We start from the raw sequence: 15,290 nt of genomic DNA, 5'->3' as shown, positions 1-15,290 counted from the left end.
TAGTCATTGTGCCTACAGTGGGGGGCATTGGGAAGTGAGCTGTTCTGACCGACGGTTTTCGTCACGCAAGCCTGCTGCGCCCGCCGCGAGCCAAATTGAGCGACATGTAAATCCTGCGATTCAACAACCTGCCCGGTTCGGGAGTTGGGTATCGGCACAGCGTTCCCCCGATTGAGAGGGCTGCAATGTGGGAAGAAGCGGGGCGCGCCTGACGAGTCAGGCGGCGAACCTGTCTCTCGTACCGTAGACAGCACTCTCTTTTTTCTAATCTACGTCAGGTGAGACAAGTCCATGTCAGACAAGAATTCAGAGAAAGACCGTTGGCGCCAGCCCCCGGCCGACGCCGAAACCACCCACAAAACCTCGCGGCGAAACTTCCTGAAGATTGGCGTTGTCAGTGCGACAGCCACTTCGTGGTTGCGACCCGTCCAGGCAGCAACGTCCGGCGAGCAGCCGGTCATCAACGACAGCGAAGTGCTAGCCGCTGGCGAACGTCGGATCCGGCTAGACGTCAACGGTCAACCGCATACGCTGAATGTCCCCGCGAACGCGATTTTATTGGACGTCATACGTGATCGCTTGCAGCTCACCGGTACCAAGAAGGGCTGCGACCACGGTCAGTGCGGCGCCTGCACCGTTCATGTAAACGGCAATGCGGTCAACTCATGCCTGTCCATAGCGGTACAGCACGACGGCGATCAGGTCACGACCATTGAAGGATTGGAGCGCAATGGTCAGCTTCATCCGGTTCAGGAAGCGTTCTGGGAGCACGATGCTTACCAGTGCGGCTACTGTACGCCCGGGCAAATGATGAGCGCCGTCGCAATTTTTAGGAATCCTGATATTCCGTCCGATGATGAAAGCGTGCGTGAAGCAATGAGCGGCAACATTTGTCGGTGCGCGGCTTATAAAAACATTCTCGCGGCGATTCGGGCCGCGCGCGTCAAAATGAAGGACCTGCCCAATGCGTGACTTCACTTATGCTCGCGCCGAATCCGCTAATCGAGCGGTTCTAGACCATGCTCGCGCGCCGGAAACGTCCTATCTTGCCGGCGGCACCACACTGCTTGATCTGGTCAAACTGGACGTAATGCGCCCGAACCAACTGGTCGACATCAACCGTCTTCCGCTCAAGCAGATTGAAACGCTGCCGGATGGACGCCTGCGCATTGGTGCGCTGGTGACCAACACCGAACTTGCACGGCATCCTCTCGTGCGAACCCGCTACGCGGTGCTCGCGGAGGCGCTGCTGGCCGGTGCATCGACACAGCTTCGCAATAAGGCAACGACCGCCGGCAATGTGATGCAGCGCGTGCGTTGCAGCTATTTCCGGGACGGGCTTTCAGCGTGCAACAAGCGCAATCCTGGATCAGGTTGCGCGGCCATTGGCGGACATAACCGCAGCGTTCACGCGGTGCTTGGCACCAGTGAGGACTGCATCGCCACCCATCCGTCCGACATGTGCGTCGCGATGACAGCAATTGGCGCACAAGTGACCGTGCAGGGACCTGACGGCACGCGCGATATCGATTTTGCGGATTTTCACCTGTTGCCGCGGGATACGCCCTGGAAGGAGCATGCATTGCGTGCGCACGAGCTTATTACCCACGTCACGCTGGATGCGCCGCTCGCAGGCAGTCGATCGGGTTACCTCAAGCTTCGCGACCGTGCCTCCTATCAATTCGCGTTGGCATCAAGCGCAGTCATCGTCGTGCTTGATGGACACCGCGTTCGGGAGGTACGCATCGCCCTTGGTGGTGTAGGCACCAAGCCATGGCATGCTCGGGACGCCGAGGTCGCATTGAGAGGGCAAAACGCATCGCTGGAGGCTTTTGAGCGCGCGGCGGGCGTTGCGTTCCAGCACGCCCGCCCGTACACCCGGAACGCGTACAAAGTGCCGCTCGGGCAGCAGGCTATTGTCCGCAATCTTCGTGATCTCACCGCGTAGGAGAAAGCATGGCTGAGCAGTTTATTGGAGTTCCGCACAGACGTGTCGAAGGACGGCTCAAGGTCAACGGCACGGCGCGATACGCAGCCGACCACCCCATCGACGGCATGTTGTTCGCTTACGGTGTCTATAGCACGATCGCCAACGGGCGCATCCTGGCAATTCACGATGAAGCTGCCCGGCGCATGCCAGGCGTTGCAGGCGTGTTTCACCACAAGAACGTTTTCGAGTTGCATCGTGCACCCAAGACGCAAGTGGACCTTGCCGAGATACTCTCCTGGCGAATCATGGAAGAACATCGTCTGCCTTTCGAGGACGACAATATTTACTATCCCGGTCAGTTCGTTGCGTTGGTCGTTGCTGACACGTTTGAGCACGCCCGGGCCGCCGCACACACCGTCAAGGTGGACTATACCGGGCGTGCTTCAATTAAAAGCCTTGCCGAAGGGCTCGCCGCGAACGGGTCGCGCAAAGGCGGTGGTCATTCTCGCGGCGATCCGGAACTGGCCTTCAGGACGGGCGGGCATCGCATCGACGCAATCTATACAACCCCCGTCGAAACCCACAATCCGATGGAAATGCATGCAACGACCGCGCACTGGCAGTCGGGGCGTCTGATTGTGTACGAGTCAAGTCAAGCTGTGGTCAACCACCGCAATGTGCTTGCCGATGTCTTTGACCTCACGCCTAATCAAGTCGAGGTTCGTGCACCTTTTATCGGCTCTGGTTTTGGCAGCAAGCTATGGACATGGCCGCATTCAATCGCGACCTGTGCAGTCGCGCGCTTGGTCAACAGGCCGGTTCAGTTGGTCGTGCCTCGAGCTCAGATGTTCACAACCGTCGGGCACCGGCCAGAAACGCGACAGCACGTGCGTCTCGCGACAGACGCTGCAGGCAAACTCGTGGCGATCAGTCATGAGTCGTACAACAGCACGTCTACCATTGAGGAGTTCACTGAAACATGCGGCGACATGACCAAGAGCCTGTACTCATGCCCGAATGTCTTGATGAGCAACAACAACAGTGCAGTAAATCGCGGCACACCCACATCAATGAGAGCGCCAGGCGCGGCGCCGGGTCTCTTTGCGTTGGAGTCGGCTATTGATGAAATGGCTTTGTCGATCGGGATGGATCCGTTGGCATTTCGCCAGTTGAACGTGTCGGTGAAAGACGAAAGTACGGGCTTGCCGTGGTCGAGTAACCATCTGCAAGAAGCGATGGCCCATGCCGCCGAGCGGTTTGGCTGGAAGCAGCGCAATCCGCAAATCGGAGCGATGCGTGAAGGCGACACTATCATCGGATACGGTATGGCCGCGTGTAACTGGGAGGCGTTCCGCGTCGCGTCGGACGCCCGTGTCACCTTGCGCGTCAACGGGTCCGCACTGGTGCAGTGCGGCTTGCAAGACATCGGGACCGGCACTTACACCGTGTTCGCTCAGACCGTGAGCCAGCTGACGGGCTTGCCGTTGGAAAATGTCGAGGTCGAGTTGGGAAGCTCGTCGTTTCCTCCCGGTCCGGTATCCGGGGGCTCATGGGCCACCGCTAGCGGCATGGCGGCGGTCGCCGGTGCAACGCGCGCAGCGTTGAAGCGCCTCAGGCAATACGCGGTGGCTGAATCCGGACCATTCGCAGGCGCATCTGTTGATTCCATTGGCGTAGAGACCGGCAATTTAACTTTCGGAGCACAACGGGTTTCATTCGCCGACGTCTTGAACAGTCAACGGTTGGCTCGCGCCGAAGGCTCGTTCCACAGCGAAGGTGTCGACATGACAAAGTATTCCTTCCGCTCGTTTGGTGCTCACTTCGTCGAAGTGCGTTGGGACCCCGGCATTTCCCGGCTGCGCGTGGCAAGGGTGGTCAGCGCGATTGATGTAGGCAAGGTGATCAATCCGCTGGCCGCGCGCAATCAGCTGGAAGGCGGGATCGTGATGGGGATTGGCATGGCCATGTTCGAGGCGGCCGAATACGATGCCCGTGACGGATTACCGGTAAACAATAACTACGCGGAATATATGGTCCCGGTACATGCTGACCAACCTGAGATCGACGTCATCTTGCTCGATTACACCGACTATCAGCTCAGCGAATTCGGCGCTCGCGGAATTGGTGAAATTGGCGTAACAGGGCTTGCTGCTGCAATTGCCAACGCGGTCTATCACGCCACAGGCAAGCGGATTCGAAGCCTTCCCATCACGCTCGACAAGCTCATGGATGACGTACCGGCGGTTTCGACCTGAGCATTTCTACTTCGATAGGCAGAACCCCTTGATTGCACAGTGACCTGTCCGGAAGGCCGCATTTGCCACCACCTGTCGCACATTCGTAATGGCGAAACCACGCAAAAAGGAGAAACACATGACTGACAAAACAGTTTGGGCCATCACCGGCGCTGGCCGTGGATTGGGCTTAGACATCACCAGGGCGGCGCTCGCAGCTGGCCACGCTGTCGTGGCCACCGGCCGCGACCCTGAAAAAGTCACGGCGGCAATCGGTGACCACGAGGACTTGCTGGTCACCACGCTCGACGTTACCCGTCCCGAGGACGCCCAGGCTGCGGTCGAGGCCGCCATCGGCAAGTTCGGACGGGTTGATGTGCTGGTCAACAATGCGGGTGACTTCCACGCTGGCTTCTTCGAGGAGCTTACCCCGGAACAAATCCGCGCTCAGATCGAGACACTGCTGTTTGGTCCGATGAACGTCGCGCGCGCCGTGCTGCCCGTGATGCGTAAGCAGCGCTCTGGCCTGCTGCTCACTATTTCCTCGACAGCCGGCATTTCGGGCGGAATGTTTTGCACGGCGTATGCTGCTGCAAAGTTCGGCATCGAGGGATGGATCGAGTCGCTCGCGCCAGAGATTGCGCCCTTCGGGATCCGCACGATGCTTGTCGAACCCGGCTTCTTCCGGACCGAATTGCTGAGCGCCGATTCCACCACATACGCACAGCCCGCCATCGATGACTACGCCGGGCGCACGAAGGAAACCATCACTGCGTGGAGTGGGATGGACGGCAAGCAGGGCGGCGACCCCGCCAAGCTCGCAATTGCAATCGTTCAGCTTGCGGGACTCGACGAGCCGCCAGCACGTTTCGCCGCCGGCGCCGACGCGGTACAGACCTTCGAGGCCAAGGGCAAGACTTTGCTCGCCCAGGCCGAAGCCCACCGCAAGCTGTCTTCCTCCCTCTCCCACGACGACGCCTGACCTCTCCTCCTCAGGTCGAAGCACACAGGGCATACCCATGACATGGCCACTCACCGGTGCCGTCGCACTCGTCACCGGGGCGAGTAGTGGAATCGCCCACACCTCGCGTCCGTAAGCGAGTTGTGGATCATGCTGACCGCTCTCAACCCAACAACGTGACAATACCTGCGCCGCTGTCGAGTCTGAAGATCGAGACGACCTGTACCAGTTCGTGGGACTGGTTGCGCAGGTTGTTGGCCGCGGCGGCCATTTGTTCCACCAGGGCGGCGTTTTGCTGGGTGGTCTGGTCCATCTGGGTAACGGCCTCGCCGACCTGGGCCACGCCCAGCGATTGTTCATTGCTCGCGGCACTGATCTCGCCCATGGTGTCGGTGACGCGGCGGATGGAGCGGACGACGTCGGTCATGGTGATGCCGGCCTGCTCGACCTGGGCCGAACCCTGGGCTACGCGTTCCAAACTGGCAGTGATGAGCTTTTTGATTTCCTTGGCGGCATCGGCGGAACGTGCGGCCAGGCTGCGCACTTCATTGGCCACCACGGCGAAGCCGCGACCCTGTTCGCCGGCTCGGGCTGATTCCACCGCAGCGTTCAAGGCGAGTATGTTGGTCTGGAAGGAGATGCCATCGATGACGCCAATGATGTCGGAGATTCTCCTGGAGCTGTCGTTGATGCCCTTCATGGTTTCCACAACCTGGTTGACGACTTCGCCGCACTGGATGGCGACGGTAGAGGTGTTCATGGCCAACTGGTTCGCCTGACGGGCGTTGTCGGCGTTCTGGCGCACGGCGGAGCTGAGCTCTTCCATGGCGGCGGCGGTTTCTTCCAGGGCGCTGGCCTGGCTCTCGGTGCGGGCGCTGAGGTCGTCATTGCCCTGGGCAATTTCGGCACTGGCGGTAGCCACGTTTTCCGAGCCGGAGCGTACGTTGGAGACAACGCGCACCAGGTTGGTTTGCATGTTCTTCAGGCTGCTGAGCAACTGGCCGACTTCGTCGGTGCCGTGGTTATCGATACGGGCGGTCAAATCACCTTCGGCGACCTGACGAGCTACGTCAGTGGCGTTCATCAACGGCCTCGTGATGCTGCCGGAAATCAACCACGCACACACCACGCTCAGCAGCAGGCTGACCGCTCCCAAGGCGATCATGAGCGTGCGGCTGAATTGATAGTTGGCCTCGATCTCCCTGGCTACCGCGTCGATTTCTTCTCGCTGCTGCTTCACCAAAGCGTCAACCTTCGCGACAAAAAGCTTGGACGCAGGCATGAACTTTTGCTCCAGCACCTGGTTCGCCTCATCGGCCTTGCCCGCTTTTTTCAGCGCATAGATTTCGTCGCGGGTAGAAATAAAAAGTTTGCGCTGTTCTCCTATTGCGGCAAACAGGGATTTTTCCTCATCCGTTTTCATCAAGGCTTCTATCGATTTTTGCAACGCTCCCGACACCTTGGACGATGCTGCGGCTTCTTCCACGAAGTAACTGCCAAGGCTGGGATCGGCGCTCTTGGCAGTCGCAGTCGTGCGGGTGACAGCCGTACTGATATTGCGCGACCAGTCGTTGATAAGCCGCTCGGTCCGGATTGGATTGGCAACCAGATCGCGGGTTGCCTGCGCCACAGAGGACAAGCGCACAAGCCCTATGACGATGCTGATCAACGACATGAGCAATACCAACACAAAACCCACACCCAGTCGCTTGGCGATGGGCAGGTTGGAAATGAAGGTTGGCATAGTAGCTTTCATCAATAACTAAATGGAAAAATACCCACCGACAAAACAAATTTCGGAGTTTGGACATGACAGGTATACGGCTGCAACCGGCGCGCGCTGAAGACACCATCCGATAGGCCGTTCCTGAAATTGATGTAGGGATATTCTTACCGGGCAGTCTCCTCAGGCGGAGCCCCGACTCGCAAGGGGTGCGTCAACGGCGCTCCGACCGCAAGTCGAAACCGCCGCGAAGCCGCCAGGAATCGCTCCGATCGTCCTCTTTCTCGGGGCAGATCCTCGCTTGCTCGTGCTTCGTCCCGTAGAAGCACGGCGACGTATGCCGACTGTCTCCGGTCACATATAGGCGCCGGGCGAACATCGTCCCCTGAGATGGCAATGCGGGCAGACGCCGGGCCAGTACACCCGCAGATTCATGTGCGGCGCAAGTTGTAGAACAACGGCATCTGCGTCGAAATGCCGGTCCAGCCGCGACGGAACGCCGAGGCATTGTAGTAGGCGCCCAACGGGATATACGGCACGTCCTGCCAGACCTGCATCTGCAGTTCCACGCAGAGCTTCTTGCGCGTGGCCTGGTCCGGCGCATCGAACCACGCTTGCCGCAGCGTCTCGATCTTCTCGCTGGTTGGCCAGCCGAACCAGCCTTGCTTGCCGTTCGCGCGCAACGCGAGATGGCCTGCCGGATCGAAGTTGTTCATCCCGCTGATCGTCGTGAAGTGCATGTTCCAGCCGCCCGACGCCGGCGGGTTTTGACTGGCGCGGCGCTGCATCAGCGTGCCCCAGTCCATCGTCTGCACGTCGACGTTCATGCCCAGCTTCTTCAACAGGTCGGCCGCCACCATTGCGGGCATATGGCTCGCCGGATAATCGGCCGGATCGAGCAGTACGACTGTCTCGCCCTTGTAGCCCGCGTCCTTGATCATCTGCTTCGCCGCCGCGATGTTCGCCGGCGACGCGCCCTTCATCACGCCGAGGCCCGCGTCGTTCGCCATCGGCGAACCGGGGCTGAACACGCCGACTCCGGACTGCCAATACGGCTTGTTGTCGGTGCCCATCAGCGCTGTCATGAACTCGGTCTGGTCGATGACGCTCAAGACCGCGCGGCGAATCGCCGGATTGTCGAACGGCGGGTAGAGTGCGTTGAAGCGCATGATCGGAATCGTCGCCACCGTCGATTTGACGATCTGCAAGCTCGGATCGGCAGCAAGCACGGGCAGGAAGTCGCTGCTGACGGTCTGCAGCCCGTCGATTTCACCTGCCTGCAATGCCGCGGTGGACGTGGCGGCGTCGGGAATCGACTTCCAGATCACCTGGCTTAGCTGCGCAACCTTGCCGCCCGTCGCAAAACTGCCGGCGCCCGGACGCGGTTGATAGCCATCGAAGCGCTCGAAGACCGCGGTCGATCCCGACACCCATTTGTCCTTCGCGAACTTGTATGGACCGCTACCGACGGCCTCGGTGATCTGTGTATGCGAATCGATCTTCGCGAGCCGCTCCGGCATGATGCAGGCCATGCTCGACGCCACCTTCCCGAGGGCGCTGGGCAGCAACGGGAATGGCTTCCTGAGCTTGAATACCAGTGTCTGCAGGTCTGGCGTCGCTATGTCGTCGGTGGCCTTCATCAACTCCTGCCCGAGCGTATCGCGGCTGCCCCAGCGGCGGATGCTCGCTGCGCAATCGATGCTGCGCACCGGCTGGCCGTCATGGAACGCGAGGCCCTTGCGTAGCGTCAGGGTCCAGGTCTTGCCGTCGGCGCTGGTCTTCGCGTCGGACAACATTTGCAACTGGACGTTGTAATGCTCGTCGTAGGCGAACAGCGTGTCGTAGACCAGTTCCGCGTACATCTGCGTAATGTATGCAGTACTCCAGACCGGATCCAGGCCGGTGAGGTCGGCTTCGGCGACGTAGTGGAGGACCGGGAGCTTGCCGGTGGCCGCCGTCGCAGCGCTCACGAGACGGGGCAAACCCACTGCGGCGGCTGCGGCCGTGTTCGCCGTCGTCAGCAAAAATGCTCTGCGCTTCATTACGATTCCTTTTTGGGCTGGCAATCGGAATCGATTCTATGAGGCGTTTTTTTTGGAGTCGTATGCTTTTTTATGGCCGGCCATTAACGTTTTATTAATGGGCGGGGAGCAGGACGGGACGCGGCATGGAAATCCCGGCGGAAGGAGGGGCGGCGGGCGTGTGCATTCCCATGCCGTAGTCGTCGAAGGTCGCGCCAAGCATTGTCACGAACGACGCGGCCACGCGCGACAACGGCTCGCTGCGCAGATGCACGAGCTTCGCGACGAAGGCCGGCGCTTGCGCGACCGGGCAGACGACAAACTCGTCGGCGCGGCTGTTGCGCACCGAGAATTCATCGACGAGTGCGACGCCCGCGCCCGCCTGCACCATCAGGCACGCATGCTGTGGCGAGGCGACATCGATGGCGACCTCGCGCGTCAGCCCGGCCTCGGCATACATCTGCTCGATCAGCACGCCAAGCGGCATGTGCGGCGCATACGAAATCAGCGGATAGGGTTGCAGGTCCGCCAGCGTCAACACGCCTTGCCGCGCAAGCGGGTGCTCGCATGGGCAGATGCAGACCAGGTTTGCCTCACCGATCGGCGTGTAAGTCAGATTCGGATGGTCTTCCGACGTGATCTGCAGGCCGATGTCCGCCTCTTTCGCGAGCAGCGCACGGGTTAGTTCGGCGCGTGTCATCTGACGGAAGGTGACTTTCACTTCGGGCGCGTGTTCACGATAACGCGCGATTGCCTTCGGCACGAGAAACTGCCCGACGCTGGCACCGCAGACAATGCGGATATGGCCGCTTGGCCGCGACGCCAGGCCCGCGGCCAGCTCGTTCACGCGCTGGATTCCCGCATAGACGCGCTCGATCTCGCGAAACAGCTCGTGGGCTTCCGGCGTGGGATAGAGCCGGCCCTTGATTCGTTCGAACAGAGCGAAGCCGAGGCGTTGCTCGGTGTACGACAACAGCCGGCTGACGGCCGGCGGCGAGACGCAGAGCAGCTTCGACGCCGCGCTGATCGACCCGGTCGAGATTACCGCGCGAAAGACTTCGATCTGCTTGAAGCTCAGGGACATGGGCGGAGTAGGCGGGGAGCAGTCACCCTTAACGTTACATTAAGATCGCCGGACAAAATAATAATCGTAGCCAAAAAAGAGCCCTGACTACACTGGCGTCGAATGCTTGGGGCCGGGCACGCGCGGCGTCGCGCAACGCGCCGTGTCCCGGCACAAGACGAACGCAGTAGCAATAGTCATAGGGAGCAATTGCAATTGACTTCGACGCACCCCTCGCTGATCGAACGGCTGCGCGCAGTGGTCGGCGACGCCGGCCTTGTACTCGACGCCGAGCGGCAAGCTGCTTATCTGACCGACTGGCCGCGAAAATGGACTGGGCGCACGGCGGTTGTCGTGCGCCCGAACTCTACCGGGGAGACCGCGGCAGTCATGCGGCTCTGCCACGAGACACGCACGCCCATGGTGCCGCAGGGCGGTAATACCGGGATGACCGGAGCCGGCATTCCGGACATGGACGGTACGCAGATCATCGTGAGCATGAACCGGATGAACCGGATACTCGAAGTAGACGCGACCAGCAATACGATGACCGTCGAGGCCGGCGTGATCCTGGCGTCGGTGCAGCAGGCGGCAGCTGACGCGAATCGCTTCTTTCCGCTGAGTCTTGGCGCCGAAGGCAGTTGCACGATCGGCGGCAACCTCGCGACGAACGCCGGGGGCATCTCGGTGCTGCGCTATGGAAATGCGCGCGATCTGGCGCTCGGCGTGGAAGTCGTACTCGCCGACGGCCGCGTCTGGGACGGTCTGCGCGCATTGCGCAAGGACAATAGCGGTTATGACTTGCGCGACCTGTTCATCGGATCGGAAGGCACGCTCGGTGTCATTACCCGTGCGGTGCTCAAGCTGTTTCCGGCACAGCATGGACGCGCCACCGCCTGGGTCGGCTTGCGCAGCCACAATGAAGCGGTCGCGCTGCTGTCGCTGACGCAATCGATTTGCGGGGACCGGATCATCGCGTTCGAGATGATGTCGGAGTTCGGCATGTCGATGATCCTGCGGCACGTCACCGGCACGCAGCGGCCATTGAGCGGCGTGCATCCGTACTACGTGCTGATTGAACTGGCCGATGCGCGGCAGGAGCTGCCGGGAACATTGCTCGAGGAAGCCTTGGCCGCGGCGCTCGAAGCAGGCCTTGCGGACGATGCGGTGCTTGCCGTCAACGACCGGCAGCGTCAGCAGTTCTGGAAGATCCGCGAAGGCGTCTCGCAGGCGCAACTGCGCGAAGGGCATCCGCTGAAGCACGACATTGCGCTGCCGATCTCGCGCCTCGTGTCCTTCATCGACGAAGCGAATGCGTTGATCGCGGCGTCGTTCCCGCAATTGCCAGTGCTGAACTTCGGACATATCGGCGACGGCAACCTGCACTACAACGTGCTGCTGCCGCACGGGCTGGCCGACGACGAGCGTGAGCGTCTCACCGCCGAGGTGAACCTCTGCATCCACGACCTGGCGATTGCATATCGCGGCAGCATCAGTGCCGAGCATGGGGTGGGACGCTTGCGTCGCGACGAGTTGCGACGGTACAAATCCGCCGTCGAAAAGGACCTGATGCGCGCGATCAAGACCACGCTGGATCCGGACCAGTTGCTCAATCCCGGCAAGGTGCTGTAGTGATCGCTTATGTCCTGCGCCGCATCTTCAGCGCGATTCCCGTGATGCTGTTCGTCGCGTTCTTCGTCTTCGCACTCCTGAGCTTTGCCCCGGGAGACCCCGCTGCGCTGCTCGCCGGTGAAAACGCGACACCGGACGATATCGCCCGTATCCGCGCGAACCTCGGGCTCGACCAGCCGTTCTTCACGCGCTTCTTCCACTGGATCTGGCGCGTGTTGCATGGCGACCTGGGCACGTCGCTGTTCACCGGGCAGACGGTCGGCCATATGATCGCGCAGCGTCTCGCGCCCACGTTTTCGCTGATGGTGCTGACGATGATCGTCTCGGTCGTGATCGCCATTCCGGCTGGAGGCTGGGCGGCATGGCGGCATAACCGCTGGAACGATCGCCTCGTGATGCTCTGGGCCGTGCTCAGCTTTTCGATTCCCTCGTTCGTCGTCGGCTATATCCTCGCGTGGATCTTCGGGCTGAAACTGCGCTGGCTGCCGGTACAGGGCTACGTGCCGTTCGACCAGGGATATTGGGCATCCGTCCAGACTTTGATCCTGCCGGCCTTTGCGCTCGGGTCGGTCTACGTCGGGCTGATCACGCGCTTCACGCGCTCGACGCTGATCGAAACGTTATCGCAAGACTACGTGCGCACGGCTCGCGCGAAAGGCGTCAGCAATCGCAGGATCCTGTTCCGGCATGCGCTGAAGAATGCCGCGGTGCCCATTGTCACGGTCGTCGGTTCCGGTGTCGCGCTGTTGATCAGCGGCACCGTGGTGACCGAGACCGTTTTCGCGATTCCGGGCCTTGGACGGCTGACCGTTGACGCGATCCTGCGTCGCGACTACCCGATCATCCAGGGTGTGATCCTGTTATTCAGCTTCCTGTACGTGCTGGTCAATCTCGCGGTCGACTTGCTCTATACGGTATTCGACCCGAGGATCAAGTACTGATGACCTCCGTATCCCGATTCCTGCGACGCTATCCGACGGTTGCCGTAGGCGGCCTGCTGATGCTGCTGCTGGTGTTGATCGCAATCTTCGCGCCCTGGCTCGGCACGCAGGACCCGACCCGGATCGCGCCGCTTTATCGCACGCGGCCGCCGTCCGCGCAATTCTGGTTCGGCACCGACCTGCTCGGTCGCGACGTCTATTCCCGGGTGCTGTACGGCGCGCGCGTGTCGTTGACAGTGGGCTTCTCGGTGGCGGTGCTGTCGACCGCGATCGGCGCCGTCATCGGCGTGATCGCCGGTTTCGTGCGGTGGCTCGATGTCGTGATCATGCGAACCATGGACGGCTTCATGTCGATGCCGACGATCCTGCTCGCTATCGCATTGATCGCCCTCTGGCACGAGTCGATGCGCACGGTCATCCTCGCCATCACGATCGTCGAGATCCCACGCGTCGTGCGGTTGGTGCGCGGCATCGTGCTGTCGCTGCGCGAGCAGGCGTTCGTCGAGGCGGCGGTGATCGCCGGCGCGAGTCCCTGGCGCATCATGGTCCGCCATATCTTTCCGAATACGGTGGCGGCGCTGATCGTGCAGGGCACCTATATCCTGGGCGTGTCGATTCTCGCCGAGGCGAGCCTTTCGTTCATTGGCGCGGGCGTGCCGCCGATCACGCCGTCGTGGGGCAACATCATGGCCGAAGGGCGCGCGCTGTGGCAGATCCGGCCGCACCTGATCGCGTTCCCCGCGGCGTTCCTGTCGATCACGATCCTGTCGGTCAACATGCTGGGCGACGGTTTGCGCGATGCGCTGGATCCGCGCATGTCGAAGGAGGACTAAGCCATGCCGATCCGGAACAACATCGGACAGGACGGCCGTGAACGGGTCCTCGACATCCGCGGCATGACGGTCGGCTTCGAATGCGGCCGGCAGATGATCCCGGCGGTGCGGGATCTCTCGCTGCATGTGGACCGCGGCTCCACGGTGGTTGTCGTGGGCGAGTCGGGATCGGGCAAGTCGGTCACGTCGCTGTCGATCATGCGGCTGATCGAGTATGGCGGCGGGCGCATCCTCGGCGGCGAAATGCGGTTCCGTCGCACCAGCGGCGACGTCATCGATCTCGCGCAGGCGAGCGACGAGACGATGCGCCAGGTGCGCGGCGCCGAAATCGGCATGATCTTCCAAGAGCCTATGACGTCGCTGAATCCCGTGCTGACGGTCGGCGAGCAAATCACCGAAGCGATCCTCCTGCATCAGCGGCGTAGCGTGCCCGAGGCGCTGAAGGAGGCGCAGGCGACACTCGATCACGTGCGGATTCCCGACGCCGCGCGCGTCATGCGCCGCTATCCGCACGAACTGTCCGGCGGCATGCGGCAGCGCGTGATGATTGCGATCGCGCTGTCATGCCGGCCGCAATTGCTGATTGCCGACGAACCGACGACCGCGCTCGACGTCACCGTGCAGGCGCAGATCCTGCATCTGATTCGCGAATTGCAGCGTGAGATGCAGATGGGCGTGCTGCTGATCACGCATGACACGGGCGTGGTCGCTGAATCGGCCGACCGTGTGGTCGTGATGCGGCGTGGCGATCTGGTCGAAGAGAACGAGACGCGCATGCTGTTCGCGGCGCCTGCGCATCCCTATACGCGTGCATTGATGGCGGCCGTGCCGAAGCTCGGCGCGATGAGCGGCACCGATCTGCCGGCGCGGTTCGAGCTAGTACGGGAGCAACTGGTTGAACCTGCGGGAGCGCCGGTGGCGATGCCGGATGATGCCCTCGATCCGCCCGCGCTGTCCGACGCGCCTGAGAAGAAACCCGACGTAGTCCTGAGCGTTCGCGAACTGGTGACCCGCTTCGATGTGCGCAGCGGCTTCTTCTCGCGGGTCCGCCGGCGTGTGCATGCGGTCGAACGTGTCAGCTTCGACCTTTACGCCGGCGAGACGCTCGGCCTCGTTGGCGAGTCCGGCTGCGGCAAGACGACGACCGGCCGGTCGCTGTTGCAGCTTGTGCAGCCCGATAGCGGCAGCATTTATTTCGACGGCGTCGATCTCGCCCGGCGCGACCGGCGCTCGAGCCGGTTGCTGAGACGCAATATCCAGTTGGTGTTCCAGGACCCGTTCGCCTCGCTGAATCCGCGGATGCGCATCGGCGACGCAATCATGGAGCCGATGATCGTCCAGGGCATTGCATCAGGCCGCGACGCGCAGCGCCGCGCGGCAACGCTGCTCGAGAAGGTCGGTCTCGATGCATCGATGGCGCGCCGCTGGCCACATCAACTGTCAGGCGGACAGCGGCAGCGCATCTGCATCGCGCGGGCGTTGTCCACTGACCCTCGCGTGCTTGTCGCCGACGAATCGGTCTCCGCGCTCGACGTCTCCATTCAAGCGCAGATCGTCAACCTGCTGATCGACCTGCAACGTGATCTCGGCATCGCTTGCCTGTTCATCTCGCATGACATGGCGGTGGTCGAACGCATCAGTCATCGGGTGGCGGTGATGTATCTGGGCCAGGTCGTGGAGATCGGCCCACGCCGCGCGGTGTTCGAGAATCCGCAGCACGCGTATACGCGCAAGCTGATGGCGGCGGTGCCGATCGCCGATCCGGCCCGCCGCCGCCACGCCGCGCCGCCGCTCGTGGGGCTGCCGAGCCCCGTGCGCGACGTTGGCGATGAACCCGTCGTCGCGCCTCTGGTCGAAGTGGGCCCCGGGCATTTCGTGGCGCGGCATCGGGTGGGCGGGGCGTATTAGCACTGACACTCGCAACCGCCTGGCGGCACCGTGCTTCACGCAGG

11 protein-coding genes are annotated in these 15,290 nt (G+C 61.8%); 8 read left to right on the top strand and 3 right to left on the bottom strand.

What is annotated here, in order from left to right:
* Nucleotides 1-291: 291 nt before the first annotated feature.
* The 4 genes from ABH944_RS24290 (at nucleotide 292) to ABH944_RS24275 (ending at nucleotide 5,146) form a co-directional block, all read left to right on the top strand.
* Nucleotides 292-972 carry a (2Fe-2S)-binding protein gene (locus tag ABH944_RS24290; RefSeq protein WP_404609987.1) on the top strand — a complete coding sequence of 227 codons (681 nt, stop codon included), beginning with the start codon at nucleotides 292-294 and terminating at the stop codon, nucleotides 970-972.
* Entirely contained in the window at nucleotides 965-1,948 is a 984-nt protein-coding gene (locus tag ABH944_RS24285) for an FAD binding domain-containing protein (RefSeq protein ID WP_404609988.1), read from the top strand. Before ABH944_RS24290 ends, ABH944_RS24285 begins: the two co-directional genes overlap by 8 nt.
* Nucleotides 1,949-1,956: 8 nt before the next feature.
* Nucleotides 1,957-4,185: a xanthine dehydrogenase family protein molybdopterin-binding subunit gene (locus tag ABH944_RS24280; protein WP_404609989.1), complete on the top strand. Its 2,229-nt coding sequence runs from the start codon at nucleotides 1,957-1,959 to the stop codon at nucleotides 4,183-4,185.
* 118 nt (nucleotides 4,186-4,303) lie between these two features.
* On the top strand, nucleotides 4,304-5,146 hold the full coding sequence (locus tag ABH944_RS24275) for an SDR family oxidoreductase (RefSeq protein WP_404609990.1): 843 nt from the start codon (nucleotides 4,304-4,306) through the stop codon (nucleotides 5,144-5,146).
* A 142-nt stretch (nucleotides 5,147-5,288) separates the two neighbouring features.
* Here the strand turns inward: ABH944_RS24275 and ABH944_RS24270 are convergent, their stop codons facing one another.
* From ABH944_RS24270 to ABH944_RS24260, 3 genes are all read right to left on the bottom strand, one after another.
* Entirely contained in the window at nucleotides 5,289-6,869 is a 1,581-nt protein-coding gene (locus ABH944_RS24270; RefSeq protein WP_404609991.1) for a methyl-accepting chemotaxis protein, read from the bottom strand.
* A 410-nt stretch (nucleotides 6,870-7,279) separates the two neighbouring features.
* On the bottom strand, nucleotides 7,280-8,890 hold the full coding sequence (locus ABH944_RS24265; RefSeq protein ID WP_404609992.1) for an ABC transporter substrate-binding protein: 1,611 nt from the start codon (nucleotides 8,888-8,890) through the stop codon (nucleotides 7,280-7,282).
* A gap of 94 nt (nucleotides 8,891-8,984) precedes the next feature.
* On the bottom strand, nucleotides 8,985-9,953 hold the full coding sequence (locus tag ABH944_RS24260; RefSeq protein ID WP_404609993.1) for a LysR substrate-binding domain-containing protein: 969 nt from the start codon (nucleotides 9,951-9,953) through the stop codon (nucleotides 8,985-8,987).
* Nucleotides 9,954-10,148: 195 nt separating this feature from the next.
* Between ABH944_RS24260 and ABH944_RS24255 the strand changes: the two genes are divergently transcribed.
* The 4 genes from ABH944_RS24255 to ABH944_RS24240 are packed head-to-tail and all read left to right on the top strand — an operon-like array spanning nucleotide 10,149 to nucleotide 15,246.
* Nucleotides 10,149-11,564, top strand: coding sequence for an FAD-binding oxidoreductase (locus ABH944_RS24255; RefSeq protein WP_404609994.1), 1,416 nt, complete (start codon nucleotides 10,149-10,151; stop codon nucleotides 11,562-11,564).
* The gene (locus tag ABH944_RS24250; RefSeq protein WP_404609995.1) at nucleotides 11,564-12,505 is read left to right on the top strand and encodes an ABC transporter permease; all 942 of its coding nucleotides are present in this window, start codon (nucleotides 11,564-11,566) and stop codon (nucleotides 12,503-12,505) included. The genes ABH944_RS24255 and ABH944_RS24250 overlap by 1 nt, the downstream gene beginning before the upstream one ends.
* Entirely contained in the window at nucleotides 12,505-13,338 is an 834-nt protein-coding gene (locus ABH944_RS24245) for an ABC transporter permease (protein WP_404609996.1), read from the top strand. Before ABH944_RS24250 ends, ABH944_RS24245 begins: the two co-directional genes overlap by 1 nt.
* Before the next feature lie 3 nt (nucleotides 13,339-13,341).
* Complete coding sequence (locus ABH944_RS24240) at nucleotides 13,342-15,246, top strand: dipeptide ABC transporter ATP-binding protein (protein WP_404609997.1); 1,905 nt, start codon at nucleotides 13,342-13,344, stop codon at nucleotides 15,244-15,246.
* Nucleotides 15,247-15,290: the final 44 nt, after the last annotated feature.

The organism is Caballeronia udeis (assembly GCF_044909315.1).
Lineage (GTDB): Bacteria > Pseudomonadota > Gammaproteobacteria > Burkholderiales > Burkholderiaceae > Caballeronia > Caballeronia udeis_A.
This window is presented reverse-complemented; position numbering and strand designations above follow the sequence as displayed.